This is a genomic window from Pandoraea sp. PE-S2T-3, assembly GCF_002179965.1.
Lineage (GTDB): Bacteria > Pseudomonadota > Gammaproteobacteria > Burkholderiales > Burkholderiaceae > Pandoraea.
Window position 1 is genome coordinate 897,004 of the sequence record NZ_NGUQ01000037.1, and the last position, 18,398, is coordinate 915,401.

Annotated in this window: 10 protein-coding genes; 8 read left to right on the forward strand and 2 right to left on the reverse strand. The window is 64.6% G+C overall.

The features are described from left to right. Nucleotides 1–116: 116 nt before the first annotated feature. Complete coding sequence (locus tag CDV46_RS26030; protein ID WP_087726109.1) at nucleotides 117–1,505, forward strand: CoA transferase; 1,389 nt, start codon at nucleotides 117–119, stop codon at nucleotides 1,503–1,505. Here CDV46_RS26030 and CDV46_RS26035 read toward each other — a convergent pair. Next, nucleotides 1,502–3,286, reverse strand: coding sequence for a GGDEF domain-containing protein (locus tag CDV46_RS26035; protein ID WP_087688961.1), 1,785 nt, complete (start codon nucleotides 3,284–3,286; stop codon nucleotides 1,502–1,504). The two genes, CDV46_RS26030 and CDV46_RS26035, sit on opposite strands and share 4 nt — an antisense overlap. Nucleotides 3,287–3,519: 233 nt before the next feature. Then, on the reverse strand, nucleotides 3,520–5,550 hold the full coding sequence (locus CDV46_RS26040; protein ID WP_087725956.1) for an NADPH-dependent 2,4-dienoyl-CoA reductase: 2,031 nt from the start codon (nucleotides 5,548–5,550) through the stop codon (nucleotides 3,520–3,522). Between the two features lie 174 nt (nucleotides 5,551–5,724). Here CDV46_RS26040 and CDV46_RS26045 point away from each other — a divergent pair, with 174 nt between their 5' ends. The 7 genes from CDV46_RS26045 to CDV46_RS26075 all read left to right on the forward strand — a co-directional run bounded on the left by CDV46_RS26045 (nucleotide 5,725) and on the right by CDV46_RS26075 (nucleotide 18,397). Continuing rightward, the gene (locus CDV46_RS26045) at nucleotides 5,725–6,315 is read left to right on the forward strand and encodes a PadR family transcriptional regulator (protein WP_087725958.1); all 591 of its coding nucleotides are present in this window, start codon (nucleotides 5,725–5,727) and stop codon (nucleotides 6,313–6,315) included. Nucleotides 6,316–6,635: 320 nt separating this feature from the next. Continuing rightward, the gene (locus CDV46_RS26050) at nucleotides 6,636–7,649 is read left to right on the forward strand and encodes a YVTN family beta-propeller repeat protein (RefSeq protein ID WP_087688964.1); all 1,014 of its coding nucleotides are present in this window, start codon (nucleotides 6,636–6,638) and stop codon (nucleotides 7,647–7,649) included. A 12-nt stretch (nucleotides 7,650–7,661) separates the two neighbouring features. Further along, nucleotides 7,662–8,666, forward strand: coding sequence for a sterol desaturase family protein (locus CDV46_RS26055; RefSeq protein WP_087688965.1), 1,005 nt, complete (start codon nucleotides 7,662–7,664; stop codon nucleotides 8,664–8,666). A gap of 346 nt (nucleotides 8,667–9,012) precedes the next feature. After that, nucleotides 9,013–10,350: an efflux RND transporter periplasmic adaptor subunit gene (locus tag CDV46_RS26060; RefSeq protein WP_087688966.1), complete on the forward strand. Its 1,338-nt coding sequence runs from the start codon at nucleotides 9,013–9,015 to the stop codon at nucleotides 10,348–10,350. Nucleotides 10,351–10,395: 45 nt separating this feature from the next. Further along, a complete protein-coding gene (locus CDV46_RS26065) occupies nucleotides 10,396–13,611 on the forward strand; it encodes an efflux RND transporter permease subunit (protein ID WP_087725960.1) in 3,216 nt (1,071 codons plus the stop codon). After that, nucleotides 13,608–16,895 carry an efflux RND transporter permease subunit gene (locus CDV46_RS26070; protein ID WP_087688968.1) on the forward strand — a complete coding sequence of 1,096 codons (3,288 nt, stop codon included), beginning with the start codon at nucleotides 13,608–13,610 and terminating at the stop codon, nucleotides 16,893–16,895. Before CDV46_RS26065 ends, CDV46_RS26070 begins: the two co-directional genes overlap by 4 nt. Further along, nucleotides 16,892–18,397: an efflux transporter outer membrane subunit gene (locus tag CDV46_RS26075; RefSeq protein WP_441339355.1), complete on the forward strand. Its 1,506-nt coding sequence runs from the start codon at nucleotides 16,892–16,894 to the stop codon at nucleotides 18,395–18,397. Before CDV46_RS26070 ends, CDV46_RS26075 begins: the two co-directional genes overlap by 4 nt. The last annotated feature ends 1 nt before the right edge of the window (nucleotide 18,398 follow it).

Below are 18,398 nucleotides of genomic sequence, written 5' to 3' on the forward strand. Positions count from 1 at the left end.
CACTCGAGGACTTCCTCATGCGTGTTACCGAATCCAGCGGACATGGCGCCACCCGGCGCCCCGATGCCGTATCGCTCGCCGAAGATTCCACTTTTGTCGTCAACTACTTGCGCGAGATGCTTCGTGCAGTCGATCAGGGCGCGTCGTTGCCTTCGCTCGCCACCCCATCGCTCACGCTCAGCGGTCATGGCGCATTGCCTTGTGCGTTTCCGTTCACCGATTTCGCGACCGCTGCCATCGCCACGGCGAGTCTCGCGGTTGCAGCGCTCGGCACAGGTGAAGCGGGCAACTATGGTCTTGCGAGCGACGTCGCACTGCCTGCCGTGAATGTCGATCGCCGTCTTGCCTCGTTCTGGTTTCAGACGTCGTTCCGGGCGCAGGGTTGGGCGTCGTCGCCCCTTTGGGACCCGATCGCGGGCGACTACCGAACCGCCGATGGCTGGATTCGGCTGCACACCAACGCCCCGCATCACCGTGCTGCCGCGCTCGCTGTGCTCGGCGTGCCGGGAGAACGCGATGCCGTGACGCAGGCCGTGTCCACATGGCAAGCCGATGCGCTGGAAGCGCAAGTCGTCGCCAGCGGTGGCTGTGCTGCCGCCATGCGAACGCTCGCGCAGTGGGATGCCCATCCGCAAGGTCTGGCCGTGGCGGCAGAACCGCTGCTGCACTGGCAGACATTTGACGCAGGAGCAGCGACGACGCGCACCGGCGCATGGCGACCGTTCGCGGGCCGTCCGCTCTCCGGCATTCGCGTGCTGGACCTCACACGCATTCTGGCCGGGCCGACTGCCACACGTTTTCTCGCGGGCTTCGGCGCGCAGGTACTGCGCATCGATCCGTTCGGCTGGGATGAGCCGGGCACGGTGCCGGAAGTGGTTCTGGGAAAACGCTGCGCGCGACTGGATCTGAAGCAGGCGGACGGTCGCGCCACGCTTGAGGCGCTGCTGCGCGACGCCGACATCGTCGTCCACGGCTATCGGCCCGATGCGCTGGAAAATCTCGGACTGGGTGCCGCACGCCGGCGTGAGCTCAACCCGGGCTTGATCGACGTGTCGCTGGATGCCTACGGCTGGCAAGGGCCGTGGCACGCGCGCCGGGGCTACGACAGTCTGTTGCAGATGAGTGCGGGCATTGCGGATGCAGGCATGAAAGCCGCCAACGCGGCGCGCCCGGTGCCTCTGCCCGGGCAAGGGATCGACTATGCGACGGGATATCTGATGGCAGCGGCCGCCGTGCGTGCGCTGGCGATGCGTCAGACGCAAGGGCTCGGGGTGACGATTCGTGCGTCGCTGGCGCGCACCGCGCGCCTGCTGGTGACGCACCGTACGGAGACACCCTTGCCGCCACTCGCCGATGAGACTGCCGACGATTTGTCACCGCGGATTGAAGATACATCGTGGGGCCCGGTACGTCGGGTAGCAACACCGATGACGATTGCCGGGACACCGGTCGATTGGGCGCTGCCCGCCATGGCGCTGGGCACCGCAACGCCTGAGTGGCCCTAAGCGCCCGCCCCTGCCAGCCGGGCCGCACGCAGTTGGCGTTCGGCCTGGCTGAGCAATGCGGAGATGTCCGCCACCGCCGACGACACGACGGCACGTTCACCGACGGAATCAATGTCGTCCGTCGCCGGTTCGGCCATGGCAATACCGAAGCTCGCCGAGACGGTCAACACCTCGCCGTCGCCTAGCGGCAACGTACTGGCTTCGATACGTCCGCGCAGCAGTTCGGCGAATTGCTGCGCACGCGATTCGTCGAGCACGCGCGCGAGCACGATAAACGCGTCGGCGCCCAAACGCCCTACGACGTCGCCCGGCTGACAGGTATTCAGACACACCGCACTCACGCGGCGCAGCACATCGTCGCCGACATGGTGCCCCCATGTGGCATTGATCTGGGTGAAGTTATCGATATCGAACTTGATCAGCGCCACGCGCCCCGGCGCGGGGATGGCGCATAACGCTCGCGCATGCCGCTCGAAGGCACGCCAGTTCAGCAATCGTGTGAGCGGGTCGGTGTCGGAGAGCATTTCCAGTTCGCCGACCAACCGTGCGCGCTCGCGACGCAGTTGCATCAACTCGATGCCGCTGAGTTGCAGAATGCGCAACGCCTTGAACATCGTGCGAACTTCCGGGCGATGCATCGAGAGCTCTTCGCCGACCACCGCCAGATGCGGATCGCCCTTGGCTAGCGCGTCGATGACGCCTGCCGCGGTCTCCAGCGGATAGACGACATTGCGCCGGAAGTTGCGCATGACCAGATAGATCAACAGCACCACGGCAATCTCGGCCACAGCGGTCGCGATCAGCAAGTGCAACGCCGAGGTACGCCGGGCGTCGACCTTCTCCTGCGCCAGCGTCAGCATGGCATCGCGAAAGTCGGTGATCGAGCGCATCGTCGGGACGTACTGGCGGGCGAACGTTGCCGTCGAAAACGGCGCGGGTTTCGGCTGACTCGCCAATGTCCGTACCGTCGCGACGTAATGCAGGCCGGCACCGAAGTACTGGGAATTGAGCGCCGAGACGATGCCCGCGGGCAACTCCGACGGATCAGACAGACGAGACGTGATCATCTCGCGCAGTTGTTCGATGCGACCGAGAATCCGCTCCATGGCGCGCTGATCGGCCTCGGTCAGCGTTTGACCGGTGGTGAGCGACGCGGTGAATTGGGAGCCGAGTTGCCCGGCGTATTCGCGCAGATCGGCCGCCAGACGGGCAAGAATGATGTAGTGCAGGGCCTCGGGGGCGCCGCGCGCAACGATATCGATTCGGGTGGAAGCAACCGGTGTGAAATCGGCGATCACGCGAATCATGCGATCGACGGCGTCTCGCACGGCGGCGTCGCTGCGCATCTCGCGCGGACGCTGCACCAGCAGGTCGACGTTGGCGCTGGCCGCCGCGAGATCCAGCCGCGCTTTCTCCACCGCGCGCAAACTGGCGCCGCAGCGCTCGCAGTGGTCGGACGAGAGCACGTAAAGGAGTCGATCGAGTTGGGAGTTCGTGGCCTCGCGCGCGGTTCTCAGGGCGGTGACGGCCTCCTGCGGCAACGGCAGGTCGGCACCCAGTACCGCATTGGCGGGTCCGCGTTCGGCAGACGCCTTCTCCATCGCCAGAAGCGTGGCACGCAGCGCGTCGAAACCCTGGGCAGCGTCGCTGGCACGTTGATACGACCGCCAGGCTAAGGTCAGCAGCCCGGCGCAAAGCACGATAACGACAAAGACGATGGCCAGATTCTGCAACCGCAGACGGCCCGTCAGTGGCGAGGCAGACGGTAAATTACGCTTCATTCACGATCACACCGTCGGCCAAACGGTACGTACTCCCCTTGAAACTGTCACTGGCGGCGAGCCGTGACAGCGGCCAAACGGCTGACGGCGACAAGGCACGCCCGGCACACGGCGTTCACGCGTTGACGCCGCGAACGCCCCGGAACGGGGCATTCAGCGAGACGGCGCATTGTCTCATAGTGCGTTTCACCGTCGGGGAGACATCCCAAATTGCCGGACACCCAGATCGTCGATCACAGATCCACGGCCAGCTCGGTCCCCTGCTTGATGGCACGCTTGGCATCGAGCTCGGCGGCCACGTCGGCACCGCCGATCACATGAACGCGGGCACCTGCCGCTTTCAGACCCGCTTCCAGCTCGCGCAGCGGCTCTTGGCCAGTGCACAGCACGACATTGTCGACCGGCAGCACGTGCGGCAGCCCGTCCAGCGTCACATGGAGGCCTTCATCGTCGATGCGCTGGTAAGTCACACCGGGGATCATTTCCACACCGCGATGCTTGAGCGACGTGCGGTGAATCCAGCCGGTCGTCTTCCCCAGCCCGTCGCCGACCTTCGATGTCTTGCGCTGCATGAGATAGACCTTGCGCGGCGAGGCTTCCAGCGCCGGGGCGCGCAGACCGCCTGCGTGGGCGTACGTCGGGTCGATGCCCCATTCCGCGTAGAACTTCTCGGGCACCAGCGTGGCGCTTTCGCCGGATTGCGTCAGAAACTCCGCCACGTCGAAACCGATACCGCCGGCGCCGAGCACCGCCACCGTCTTGCCGACCGACGCGCCACCACGCACACCACGCAGCACATCGATATAGCTGAGCACCTTCGGATGATCGATGCCTTCGATTTCCGGGGTGCGCGGCACGACGCCGGTGGCCAGCACGACGTCGTCGTAGCTGCCTGCGGTAAGCGAATCGACGCTGGCGCGGGTGTTCAACTGGACCTTGACGCCGGTCGCCGCGAGTTCGTGACGGAAGTAGCGCAGCGTCTCGTAGAACTCTTCCTTGCCGGGGACACGCTTGGCCATGTTGAACTGGCCGCCGATCTCCACATCGGCTTCGATGAGCGTGACGTCATGCCCTCGGCGGGCAGCGACCGTGGCGGCGGCAAGCCCTGCCGGCCCGGCGCCGACGACGGCCACGCGGCGCGCGCGCCCGGCCGGCTCGATGCGCAACTCCGTCTCGTGGCAGGCACGCGGATTGACCAGACACGACGTGATCTTGCCGCTGAACGTGTGATCGAGACACGCCTGATTGCAGCCGATGCAGGTGTTGATGGCGTCGGCCTGCCCGGCAGCGGCCTTGTTCACGAACTCGGGGTCGGCGAGCAACGGGCGCGCCATCGACACCATGTCGGCCTCGCCCGCCGAGAGAATGCGCTCGGCCACATCGGGCATGTTGATGCGGTTGGTCGTAATGAGCGGAATACCGACGTGGCCTTTGAGCTTGCCGGTCACCCACGCAAACGCCGCGCGCGGCACGCTGGTGGCGATGGTCGGAATGCGCGCTTCATGCCAGCCAATACCGGTATTGATCAACGTGGCGCCTGCGGCTTCGACCGCTTTGGCCAGTCGCGCAACCTCGTCGAACGTGGAGCCGCCCTCGACCAGATCGAGCATCGACAAGCGGTAGATGATGATGAACTCGCGGCCCACGCGTTCACGCACACGACGCACGATTTCCACTGGGAAACGGATGCGGTTCTCGTAGCTGCCGCCCCATTCGTCGGTGCGGTGATTGGTGCGTGCGGCGATGAATTCGTTGATCAGATACCCTTCCGAGCCCATGATTTCTACGCCGTCATAACCTGCGCGCTGCGCCAGCGCGGCGCAGTTGACGAAGTCGTCGATGGTGGCTTCGACGTCCGCACCCGACAATTCACGGGGCTTGGCGGGCGTAATGGGCGCTTGCAACGCGCTCGGCGCGACGAGATCGGGGTGGTAGGCATAGCGGCCGAAATGCAGAATCTGCAAGGCGATCTTGCCGCCGGCAGCGTGCACGGCCTCGGTCACGACGCGATGCTTGTCCGACTCGTCTTCCGTGCTGAGCTTGGCGCCGCCGGCGTAGGGCCGGCCTGCGTCGTTCGGGGCAATACCGCCGGTGACCATGAGTGCGACACCGCCGCGTGCGCGTTCGGCATAGAACTCGGCCATCCGGGCGAAACCGTTGCGCGCTTCTTCCAGCCCGACGTGCATCGAGCCCATCAGCACACGGTTACGCAAGGTGGTGAAGCCCAGATCAAGGGGTTGCAACAGGTGGGGATAGCCGCTCATCGCTGTCTCTCTCGCTTTTCGGCAGGTTTTGGGGGTGCATCCGGGAAGCATAGGACACGTCGATGCGTATCTCGGTTATGCAACCAGTTGCATAGTTTGATGGCGATTCTAAGGCGACGGCGGCCACTATGCAACGGGTTGCATAGGTGGAATAGAGTGCCTACACTGCCGGGCATGCCGCTCGCCCACGCCCTAATGACCTCGCTGCTGGAGAAATCCTCTTCGGGGTACGACCTTGCCCGCCGTTTCGACAAATCGATCGGTTTCTTCTGGCACGCCACGCATCAGCAGATCTATCGGGAACTGGCCCGCATGGAGGCGGCTGGGTGGATCGTCTCGACGGCCGCGCCGGACGGGGGGCGAACACGCAAGCGCGTCTATCGGGTGGTGGATGGAGGGCGGGACGAGTTGCTGGCGTGGGCGGCGACGCCGACGGAGCCGTCGGATCTGCGCGACGACCTGATGGTGCGTCTGCGCGCCGATGCCGCGATGGGGACGTTGGGGCTACAGCCGGAATTGCGCCGGCGTGCAGGATTGCATGCGCAAAAACTGGCGGCCTACCGGGCGATCGAAGCCCGTGATTTCCCCACGGGGGTCGACCTTTCGCGGGAGCGGGCATTGCAGCGCCACATCCTCATGCTCGGCGTGAGGTATGAACAAGGCTGGCTGGACTGGGCGCGCGAGGCGCTGGCGTTGCTGGAACAGTGGGATGGGGTGGAAGTCACGGCGGCCAGCACGGAAAACGATCACACTTCGTCGAAATGAGCACTAATAGCGTCGCCTACCTGCCAGACGGTTCCGACGTCGATCGACAAATCGCCTAACCGCTCACATGCGTCGCTTTATCCACAATAAACGCTCACATGTGAGCGTTTATTTTTCACACATCAGCGAGATCATTGCTCGTCCCGTCGACTGCACGCCGTCCACAAACGTCGGAAAGCTCGCACTGCCGCATTCCCTTTCGTCCCATTTTCTTGTCAACGGGCCGGCTCGGTGGTGCGTTTACCTCTCAAGTCGGCGGTCCGCATCCCGGCGGAGCGTCACCGTTGTCGGCTTCATACTGGTCTTACCCTACGGCATTCATGGTGTTTTCTTCCAAGCTTTTCGGCCGCATGCGCGCTCTGGCGTCCATCTCGGCCCTGGTTGTGGGTGGTTTCCACCTCTCGCCTGCCTTCGCCAGCACGGTCATCGTGCTCGACTCCGGCGCCGCCCAACTGTCTCTGATCGATCAGGCCACGCATAAGGTCATCGGCACCATGCCCACCGGCAAGGAGCCGCACCACCTGATGATCACCCCCGACAAACGCTCGCTCATCGTCGCCAACTCGGTCTCGAACAGCCTCATGTTCCTCGACCCGTCCAGCGGCAAGCTCCAGCGTCAGGTCGCAGACATCGACGATCCGTACCAGCTCGGCTTTTCGCCCGATCGCAAATGGTTCGTGACCGCCGCACTGCGCCTCGACCGGGTGGACCTCTATCACTACGACGGCGAAAACGTCACGGTCGCCAAGCGCATTCCGCTGGCCAAGACGCCCAGCCACATGACCTTCTCGTCCGATAGCAAGACGGTCTTCGTCACCTTGCAGGACTCGGGTGAGCTCGTCGCCATCGATCTGCCGACGCAGACGGTGAAGTGGCGCATGAATGTCGGCAAAACCCCCGCCGGCCTGTGGATGACGCCCGGCGATAAATATCTGCTCGTCGGCATGACCGGTGAAGACGATGTCGCCGTGGTCGACTGGCGCACGCAGAAGGTGATCAAGCGTATCCAGACCGGACGCGGCGCGCACAACTTCCGCTCGCTCTCCGATGGCCGCCACATCGCCGTGAGTAACCGCGTTGAGAGCACCATCAGCATTCTCGATTACGAATCGCTCACCAAAGTCGCCGACATCACCGGCCTGATGCCGGGCCCGGACGATATGGAACTTTCCGCCGACAAACGCTATCTTTGGGTAACGTTCCGCTTTGCCCGCCACGTCGGCGTGATCGATCTGACCACACGCCAACTGGTCGACCGCATCGCGGTGAACCGTTCGCCGCACGGCATTTTCTTTGCCGACCGAGCCCCCGTACTCTCCCCGAATCCGGACTGACGAGGCCACCCGATGATTCAGGAAGCCATCAATTTCGTCGACAGCGGCATCTCGGCCGTGCAGACGCTCATCTATGTGGACGTGATCCAGCCGCTGCTGTTTCACTTCAACTTCATGGGCTATGACGACGATATTTACGACGCGCTCTACTTCGTCCTCATCGGCGTGCTGCAAATCGGCGTGTCGTACGCGTTGCTGCGCCCGCTCGAAGCCCTGCGCCCCGTCGAGAAGTGGCAGGACCGTCGCCAAGTGCGCGCCGACGTGATCTACACATGGATCGCCAAGCTCGGCATCCTGAATCTGCTGTTCTTCGTGGTGCTCCAGCCGGTCTTCAACGAGCTGCAAAGCCAGATGGTGATCCACGGCCTGCCGAGCATCGATCTCGACGGCCTGTACCCCGGCGTCACCGATCAGCCGCTTGCCTCGTTCCTGATCTACCTGATCGTGCTCGACTTCGCGGGCTACTGGTATCACCGCTGGCAACACCGGTTCGGCGTCTGGTGGGAACTGCACGCCGTCCACCACAGCCAGCAGCAGATGTCGCTGTGGTCGGACGACCGTAACCACTTCCTCGACGACGTACTGCAAGCCGCATTCTTCGCAGGCATCGCGCTCTTCATCGGCGTGCAACCGGCGCAATACGTCGTGCTGGTGGCCGTGAGCAACTTCCTGCAAAGCGTGCAGCACGTGAATGCCCGCCTGCCGTATGGCCGGGTACTGGAACGTCTGATCGTGAGCCCGACGTTCCATCGCCGCCACCACGCCATCGGCTACGGGCACGAAGGCACGCGCTACGGCTGTAACTTCGGCGTGCTGTTCCCATGGTGGGACATGGTGTTTCGCACCGCCTCGTGGGAGCACGCCGTCGAGCCGACCGGCATTCGCGACCAGTTGCCCGCACCGGAAGGCCGTTCGCGCCGCTACGGCATGGGCGTGATTGCACAGCAAGTCCGTGCGTTCGGCCGCATCGCCCGCCGTCTCATGCCCGGTCGCGCCGCAGGCCGTCCGACCGCATAACTGGGCATCGGTCAGCACAAGGGTGCTGAAAGACCGTCCGGCGATCTTGCGCCGGATTACTTTCAGCACCCCTCAGTAACACGATGTAACAGGGGGCCTGTCACTGGCACCCTGCCCGCAAGCCCCCTTCCCGCCCCCTGATTTCCCTGCAATTTCCCTTGCCGTTACGGGCGTTTACGTCCCCCCGCGCCACGCTTGTGAACGCGAGCGGAGGTAAGATGCCGTAACTTCCAGCGCCTGTTCGGCCCGCCAAAACGGGCACCCCCGTCGCTAGACTGCTAAGCGTGGCAACCCGGGCCTCTCCCGGGTGCATGGGCGGCGCATTTGCGTCGCGCTGGAGGCAGATATGGAAGCAGCACCGGATACCGGATCGCAACCGCCCAAGAAGCGGCGTCGCACCGCCCTATGGATTGGCATTGTCGTGCTCGTGTTGGTGGCATGGGTTGCCTGGCACCTCGCGCACCGGCCCAATACCAAGCGTGGTGCGCAGCCGCAAATCGTCTCGGTGGCGCAGGCGGCCTACGGCGAAATGCCGGTGACGATCACCTCGCTGGGCACGGTCACGCCCGAGGCGACGGTGACGGTACTGCCGCAGTTGAGCGGCTACCTCACGCAGGTCGGCTATCAGGAAGGTCAGGAAGTCACCAAGGGCCAGTTCCTCGCGCAGATCGACCCGCGACAGTACGAAATCAGCAAAGAACAGGCGCAGGCCCAACTCGCCAAGGACCGCGCCGCGCTCGCCCAAGCCAAGGCCGATCTCGCGCGCTACACCCAACTGCACCAGCAGAAGTCGATTGCCGAGCAAACCTTTGCCGATCAGCAATTCCTCGTGGCGCAAGATGAAGCCGCCGTCAAAGCCGATCTGGCCAACATCGCCCAGTTCGAGCTCGATCTGACCTACTGCCGCATCACCGCCCCGGTCGCTGGCCGTGTGGGTCTGCGACTCGTCGACGCCGGCAACTATGTGACGTCAACGAGTACGACCGGTATCGCCGTCATTACCAGCGTCAAGCCGACGACGGTCGAATTCACCGTGGCCCAGAACGCACTGCCGGCCGTGATGAAGCAGTACCGCACCGGCAAACCGCTCACCGTGACCGCCTTTTCCAGCGACAACAAGGAGAAACTTGCCACCGGCGCGCTGTACGCCGTGAGCAATCAGATGGCCACGTCCACGGGTACGGTCACCTTGCGCGCACGCTTCGCCAATGACGACGAGGTGCTGTTTCCGCAGGAGTTCGTCAATGTGACGCTGCTCGTCGACACGCTCCAGCACGTGGTGCTGGTGCCGACACCCGCTGTCCAGAGCGGCGCACCGGGCGAGTTCGTCTATGTCGCCACACAGAACAACACGGCCTCGCTGCGCAAAGTCACCATCGGGCCGAGCGACGGCAAACACACGGTCATCACAGCCGGTCTGAATGCGGGCGAAACCGTGGTGACCGACGGCATGGACCGCCTGAGCGACGGCGCACACATTGCCCTGCCTGGCGCGGCGACCCCGGCAAGCGGCGCAGCGGCTGCCAGCGAACCCGGTTCCGGCGCACAGGCGTCGGGCGCGGGACGCCACGGCGGACATCGCGGCGCGTCGGCACCGGCGGCAGTTGAAGCTTCGGCGGCTTCGGGGGCATCAGGCGCATCGGCTCCGTCCGCAGCCCCGGCCTCCGCCGCTGGCGCCCAATAACGCCATGCCCGTCCGACCGAGACCCCGCACCCCCGGCGCCCGCTCATGAATTTCTCTCGCATCTTCATCCTGCGCCCGGTCGCGACCTGGCTGCTGATGATCGCGCTCGTACTCGTCGGCCTGGTGGCCGTGCGCGTACTGCCGGTCTCATCGCTGCCCAGCGTCGATTACCCGACCATTCAGGTGCAGACGTTCTACCCGGGGGCCAGCCCTTCGGTGATGGCCACCACCGTGACCGCACCGCTCGAAGTGCAGCTCGGCCAGATTCCCGGCTTGCAGCAAATGATTTCGTACAGCGCCGAAGGCTCGTCGGTCATCACGCTGCAATTCGATCTCGCGCTCAATCTCGACGTCGCGCAGCAAAACGTCCAACAGGCCATCAACGCCGCGACCAGCCTGCTGCCGAGCGGCCTGCCCGCGCCGCCGACGTACGCCAAGGTGAACCCCGCCGACCAGCCGATCATGACGCTGGCGGTCACCTCGAAGACGCTCTCGCTCACGCAGTTGCAGGACGCCGCCAACAACCGCCTCGCTGCAAAGATCTCGCAGGTGGCCGGTGTCGGTGTGGTGACGCTCGCAGGCGGCAACGTACCGGCCGTACGCGTCGAAGCCGATCCGCAGAAGCTCGCCGCCTACGGCCTCAATCTCGACGACCTGCGCACGCTGCTCGCCAACGTCAACGTCAGCCAGCCGAAGGGCAACTTCGACGGCCCCGAGCTCGACTACACGCTCGACGCCAACGATCAGATCTCCGATCCGCAGGACTATCTCGACACGGTCATCGCCTATCAGAACGGCTCGCCCGTGTATCTGCGCGACGTCGCCCACGTGTCGAAAGCCGCACAGGATGTGGAGCGCGGCGCTTGGTTCAACAAAACCCCGGCCATCGTGCTCAACGTGCAACGCCAGCCCGGTGCCAACGTGATTGCCACGGTCGACCAGATCAAGCGCGCACTGCCGCAGCTCGAAGCCACGCTGCCCGCCGGCATGGAAGTGAGCGTGGTGTCCGACAGCACGGGCGTGATCCGCTCGTCGGTGAGCGACGCCGCGTTCGAGCTCGTGCTCGCCGTGGTGCTCGTGGTGGCCGTGATCTTCGTGTTCCTGCGCAACGTGCCGGCGACCATCATTCCGAGCATTTCAGTGCCGGTCTCGCTGATCGCCACGCTCGCGGTGATGTACGAACTCGGCTACTCGATCGACAACCTCTCGCTCATGGCGCTGATCATCGCCACCGGCTTCGTGGTGGACGACTCGATCGTCATGATCGAAAACGTGGTGCGCTATCTGGAACAGGGCATGCCACCGCTGGAAGCGGCACTGGCAGGTGCCGGGCAGATCGGCTTCACGATCATGTCGCTGACGATCTCGCTGATCGCCGTGCTGATTCCGCTGCTCTTCATGGGCGGCGTGATCGGGCGGCTGTTCGGCGAGTTCGCCGTCACGCTTGCGGTCACGATCGTGATATCGGCCATCGTGTCGCTCACGGTGGTGCCGATGCTGTGCGCGCGGATTCTGCGGGCGCAGGAAGACCGCCATCCGAGCCGCTTCGAGCGGGTAAGCGAGCGGTTGTTCGACAAGACGCTCGCCGCCTATGAGCGCGGCCTGCGCTGGGTGCTCGATCACCAGTTGCTCACGTTGATCGTGGCGCTCATCACGGTGGCGCTGACCGTCGTGCTCTACGTCGTGATCCCGAAGGGGCTCTTCCCGGTGCAGGACGTGGGCGTGCTGCAAGGCATTACCGTGGCCGACAACTCGGTCTCGTACTCGGCCATGGTGAAGCGCCAGACGGCACTCGCCGAGGCCGTCCTGAAAGACCCCGATGTGACCTCGATCACCTCGTACGTCGGCATCGACGGCATCAACACCACGCTCAACAACGGCCGGTTCCTCATCAACCTGAAGGCGCGCGACGACCGGTCGGAGACGGCGACCGAGATCGGACGTCGGATACAAACGGCGACCGCCGGGGTGCCGGGCATCAAGCTGTATGTGCAGCCCGCACAGGATCTGACGCTGGACACCACGGTATCGCCTAACCAGTACAAGTTCGTGCTGCGCGGCCCCGATCAGGCGACGCTCGCCAAATACGTGCCGCCGTTGATCGCCCGCATGAAGAAGATTTCGTCGATCACCGACGTGGCGAGCGATCTGGACACCAGCGGCCTGTCGATTCAGGTGGAAGTGAACCGGCAACTGGCGGCGCGCTACGGCATCACGCCCGCGACCATCGATAACGCGCTGTACGACGCCCTCGGCCAGCGCATTGTGTCGACGATCTTCCAGCAGTCGGCCCAGTACCGGGTGATTCTGGTGGCCAAGCCCGAAAGCCTGAACACGATCAACTCGCTGGGCGCGATCTATCTGCCGAGCCAGACGAGCTCAAGCGGTCAGGTGCCGCTCTCGGCCATCGCCACGCTGAAGATCATCAGTACGCCGCTCGCGATCAGCCATTTGCAGCAGTTCCCGGCGGTGACGGTGTCGTTCAATCTGGCAAGCGACGCGTCGCTCTCCAGCGCCGTGAAGGAAATTCGCGCCGCCCAGCAGGCTGTGAACTTGCCGCCCTCGATCGCTTCGTCGTTCCAAGGCGCCGCGCAGGCGTTCGAAGATTCGCTCTCCAGCGAGGTCTATCTGCTGATTGCGGCGCTCGTCGCGGTGTATATCGTGTTGGGCGTGCTGTATGAGAGCTTCATCCACCCGGTGACGATTCTCTCGACACTGCCGTCGGCAGGCATCGGGGCATTGCTGGCGTTGATGATCACCGGCAGCGACCTCGACGTGATCGGCATCATCGGGATCGTGCTGCTCATCGGTATCGTCAAGAAGAACGCCATCATGATGGTCGACTTCGCGCTCGACGCCGAGCGCAACCATCACAAGCCGCCGCGCGAGGCCATCTTCGAAGCGTCGCTGCTGCGCTTCCGGCCGATTCTGATGACGACGCTCGCGGCCATGCTCGGCGCGTTGCCGATGTTGCTCGGCACGGGCACCGGCTCGGAACTGCGCCGCCCGCTCGGGCTGGCGATCATCGGCGGGCTGATGCTCAGCCAGTTGCTCACGCTCTTCACCACGCCGGTCATCTACCTGTACTTCGACCGCATGGCCGAGCGGGTGCGCGAGCGCCGGGCGGCGCGACGTGCCGCACGCGGTGGCACCCCGCCGCCAGGCCCTGACCAGACGAGCGGCCCGAACGGCCCAAGCAGCCCAAGCGGACCGACCGCACCGAAGGCACCGGACGAACCGCCCACAGGAGATGCGCCGTGAACATGTCGGCGCTCTTCATCAAGCGCCCGGTCGCCACCACGTTGCTGGCGATCGCGGTGCTGCTCTCCGGCGTCCTCGCGTATCTGCGGCTGCCGGTGGCGCCACTGCCTAACGTGTCGTTCCCTGTCATTGCCGTGCAGGCGAGCATGGCCGGGGCCAGCCCGGAGATCATGGCCTCGACCGTGGCCGAACCGCTGGAGCGCCGGCTGGGTGTGATCGCCGACGTGACCGAACTGACTTCCACCAGCACCGTCGGCTCGGTGTCGATCCCGGTGGTATTCGGCCTGAACCGTGATATCGAAGGTGCGGCACGCGATGTCGAAGCCGCCATTCAGGCGGCCCGGGCCGACTTGCCGACCACTCTGCGCAGCAACCCGAGCTACCGCAAGTTCAACCCGGCCGATTCGCCGGTGATGGTGATTGCGCTCACCTCGGCCACGCTGACCACGGCGCAGCTCTACGACTCGGCGGACTCGGTCATCCTGCAACAACTCTCGCAGGTCGATGGCGTCGGCCAGATCACCGTCGGCGGCGGTGCGTTGCCGTCGGTGCGCGTGGAACTGGAGCCGGGCAAGCTCAACAGTTACGGCATCGGGCTGGAAGACGTGCGCGCGGCGATCTCGGCGGCCAACGCCAACAGCGCCAAGGGGCATCTGGATCAGGGCGACCAGCGTTTCGAAGTCACCTCCAACGACCAGATCAGCAAGGCGGCCGGTTACCGCGACCTCGTGGTGGCCTACCGCAACGGCGCACCGGTGATGCTGCACGACGTGGCACTCGTGCGCGACAGCAACGAGAACATCCGCAACGCGGGGCTGTTCAACAACAAGCCGTCGGTGCTGGTGATCGTCTACCCGTCGCCGGGCAGTAACGTGGTCAAGACCGTCTCGCAGATCCGCAGTATTCTGCCGCTGGTCGAAGCCACGCTGCCCAGCGATATCAAGCTGAACGTGGCGCTCGACCGTTCGGTCTCGGTCGAAGCGTCGCTGGGCGACACCGAGCGCACGCTGATGCTGGCCGTGCTGCTGGTGATCGGCGTGGTGTTCGTGTTCCTGCGCTCGCCGCGCTCGACGCTGATTCCTGCGGTGGTCCTGCCGCTGTCGATCATCGGCACGTTCGGGCCGATGTATCTGCTCGGCTACAGCCTCGATAACCTCTCGCTCATGGCGCTGACCATCGGCACCGGCTTCGTGGTGGACGACGCGGTAGTCGTGATGGAAAACATCGTGCGCCATCTGGAATTGGGCGTGCCGCCCAAGGAGGCGGCGCTGCAAGGCTCGGCGGAAGTCGGCTTTACGGTGCTCTCGATGAGCCTGTCGCTGATCGCAGTGTTCCTGCCCATTCTGTTGATGCCGGGCATCGTCGGCCTGCTGTTCCACGAATTCGCCGTCACGCTCTCGATCGCCATTCTGCTGTCGCTGGTGATCTCGCTGACGGTCACGCCGACCTTGTGCGCCTACGTGCTGACACGCGAGTCGGCCACCTCGGAAGCCCGCTGGTCGGTCTGGGTCGGCCGCCAGTTCGACCGGTTCCGCGATGCCTACTCCCGTTCGCTCACGGCGGTGCTCGATCACGCCGGGCTGGTCGGGCTGGTCATGCTGGCGCTGCTGGTCGGCAACGTGTTTCTCTTCCGCCTGCTGCCGGCCACGTTCTTCCCCGAACAGGACACGGGCATTCTGATCGGCCAGATCATGGCCGATCAGAGCATCTCGTTCCCGGCGATGCGCAAGAAGCTCGAACAGTTGCAGACCATCGTCCAGACCGACCCGGCCGTCGCCTCGGTCGCGGGCTTCACCGGCGGGCGCTCGCTCAACTCAGCGACGGTCTTCGTGCAGTTGAAGCCGCTGGCCGAGCGGCACCTCTCGGCGGACGCCGTCGTCAACCGGCTGCGGCCCAAGCTCAACGCGGTGTCAGGTGCGCGGCTGTTCCTTCAGGCACAGCAGGATCTGCGCATCGGGGGGCGTTCGTCGGCAGCCGAATACCAGTACACACTGACCAGCGACGATGCCGACGCCCTCTACAAATGGGTGCCCAAACTCGTCACCGAACTCAACAAGCATCGGGCCACGATGCTCGACGTGAATACCGATCTGCAACAGAACGGTTTGCAGATGTATGTGGATATCCATCGCGCGACGGCGGCACGCTTCAATCTGCAACCGAACCAGATCGATAACGTGCTCTACGACGCCTTCGGGCAGCGCACCGTCTCTACCATCTACAACCCGATCAATCAGTATTTCGTGGTGATGGAAGTCGCGCCGCAGTACTGGCAATACCCGAATTCGCTCGACCAGATCTATCTGAGTACGGCGGCGGGTAACGCCAACGGTTCGGCGCAGACGCAGATGTCGAGCAAGACGGTCAGTGGCGTCACGGCAAAAACCGCAGCATCGAGCACCAACCCGCTCAATGCGAATGCGGTGGCCAATCAGCAGAACAACGCCATCGCGAACAGCCGGGGCGGCAGCTCCAGCGGCAGTGCGGACAGTACGGCCTCGGAGACGATGGTGCCGCTCTCGGCGCTCGCCAGCTTCTACCCGCGCCATACCGCCACGCAGGTCAACCATCAGGGCGGCATGGTGGCGGCAACAGTCTCGTTCAACCTGCCGGCGGGCGGCTCGCTGAGTCAGGCGCAGGTCGCCATCGACGATGCCGCGCGGGCCATCGGTATGCCGGCGTCGATTCACGGTGCGTTTGCGGGCGCGGCGCAGGCGTTCTCGCAATCGATGGGCACCGTGCCGCTGCTGATTCTCGCGGCGCTTGGCGTGGTGTACATCGTGCTGGGGGTGCTGTACGAAAACACGATTCACCCGCTCACCATTCTCTCGACGCTGCCGTCGGCGGGAATCGGCGCAACCCTCGCGTTGCTGATCTTCGGCACCCCGTTCTCGGTGATCGCGATGATCGGCATGATTCTGCTGATCGGGATCGTCAAGAAGAACGGGATCATGATGGTGGACGTCGCGATCCAGTTGCAGCGCAATCAGGGGCTGGATGCCAAGCGCGCCATTCACGAAGCGGCCGTCGTGCGGCTGCGCCCGATCATGATGACGACTGCCGCTGCCGTGCTGGGTGCCGTGCCGCTGGCCATCGCGCTGGGGCAAGGCGCGTCGCTGCGTCAGCCGCTGGGCGTGACGGTCATGGGCGGGCTGCTGCTCAGCCAGATCTTCACGCTGTACACGACTCCCGTCATTTATCTGTATCTCGACCGGCTGCGCGAACGTGTCGCACGCTGGTCGAAACACCTGCCCTGGAACCGTCGCCAAGGCACGGAGGCATGACCATGAAACCGATGACACTCCCCTCGCAAGCCTCACCGCCCGCGCACCGGTGGCCGCGGCTGACCTTCGCCTGTCTCGCCAGTCTGATGCTGCTGAGTGCCTGCGCCGTTGGCCCGGATTATCAACGTCCGGCGGTCGCGATGCCGACGCAATTCACCGAACTGGAGGGCTGGACACAGGCCCGGCCCGATGCGGAAGGCCCGAAAGGCGAATGGTGGAAAGGCTTCCACGATCCGCTGCTCGACGAGTTGATGCCGCAGGTGGAGATTTCGAATCAGACCGTGCGGCAGAGCTACGCCAACTATCAGCAGGCACTGGCAGAAGTGCGTGTGGCGCGCGCGGGGCTGTTCCCGACGGTGGGCATCGACGGCTCGGCCACGCGCTCGCGCGGCAGCAGTGGCGGCGCCAGCACCAGTGCCGCGCTGGCGTCGCACGCGGGCGCGAATATCGTCAATGCGGCCGCCGCCGAAGGCACGGTGAGTTGGGCGCCTGACATCTGGGGACAGGTGCGTCGCACCATCGAACAAAGCAGCACGACAGCGCAGGCCAGTGCGGCAACGTTAGCCAACGCGACGCTGTCCGCACAGATTTCGCTGGCGAACGCCGTGATCGACTTGCGCATCACCGATGCCAATATCGCCCTGCTCAAGCAAACCGTCGACGCGTACACCGAGTACCTGCGCGTGGTGGCCGATCAGGATCGCGCGGGCACTGTGCCGCCGTCGGACGTGATCACGGCCCGCACGCAGCTCGAGAATGCGCGATCGAGTCTGATTGCCTTGGGGGTATCGCGGGCGCAGTACGCGCATGCGATTGCGGTGCTGGTCGGGCGCAATCCGGAGTCGCTGACGATTGCGCCGAACAACGCATTGCCGACACTTCCCGATGTGCCAATCGGTTTGCCGTCCACCCTGCTGCAACGCCGTCCGGACGTCGCGGTGGCCGAACGTCAGATGGCATCGCAGAACGCCGCGATTGGCATTGCCGTCGCCGCGTACTACCCGAATATCACGCTGTCGCTGTCTGACGGCTTCTCGGCGGCACCGGTCGCCGGGTTGTTCAAAATTGCGAACTACGTTTGGTCGCTGGGGGCGAGTGCCAGCGAAACGATTTTCGACGCCGGGCAGCGCAGCGCCAAGGTGGATGCGGCAAAGGCTGGCTACGACGCGGCAGTGGCCAACTATCGCGGCACGGTGCTTACCGCGTTGCAAGGCGTGGAGAACGATCTGGCGTCGCTGCGTATTCTTGAGCAGCAGTCGCAGGTACTGGACTCTGCCGTGAAGGATGCGACCGACGGCGCGCGCATCGCGCTCAACGAATATCAGGCGGGCACGGTCGACTACACGACCGTCGTCACGGCAACGACCACGCAGCTCAATACGCAGCAGAATGCCCTGAACGTGCATGAGTCGCGCCTGCTGGCCGCGACCGCGTTGATCGGCGATCTCGGCGGCGGCTGGTCGGATACCGCGCTTTCGGAGAATGATCCGGTGAAGAAGTGAA

Bases quoted from the DNA above. Each gene is read 5' to 3' on its own strand.
- CDV46_RS26030 (WP_087726109.1), top strand. From the start codon at position 117: ATGCTTCGTGCAGTCGATCAGGGCGCGTCGTTGCCTTCGCTCGCCACC.
- CDV46_RS26035 (WP_087688961.1), bottom strand. From the start codon at position 3,286: ATGAAGCGTAATTTACCGTCTGCCTCGCCACTGACGGGCCGTCTGCGG.
- CDV46_RS26040 (WP_087725956.1), bottom strand. From the start codon at position 5,550: ATGAGCGGCTATCCCCACCTGTTGCAACCCCTTGATCTGGGCTTCACC.
- CDV46_RS26045 (WP_087725958.1), top strand. From the start codon at position 5,725: ATGCCGCTCGCCCACGCCCTAATGACCTCGCTGCTGGAGAAATCCTCT.
- CDV46_RS26050 (WP_087688964.1), top strand. From the start codon at position 6,636: ATGGTGTTTTCTTCCAAGCTTTTCGGCCGCATGCGCGCTCTGGCGTCC.
- CDV46_RS26055 (WP_087688965.1), top strand. From the start codon at position 7,662: ATGATTCAGGAAGCCATCAATTTCGTCGACAGCGGCATCTCGGCCGTG.
- CDV46_RS26060 (WP_087688966.1), top strand. From the start codon at position 9,013: ATGGAAGCAGCACCGGATACCGGATCGCAACCGCCCAAGAAGCGGCGT.
- CDV46_RS26065 (WP_087725960.1), top strand. From the start codon at position 10,396: ATGAATTTCTCTCGCATCTTCATCCTGCGCCCGGTCGCGACCTGGCTG.
- CDV46_RS26075 (WP_441339355.1), top strand. From the start codon at position 16,892: ATGACCATGAAACCGATGACACTCCCCTCGCAAGCCTCACCGCCCGCG.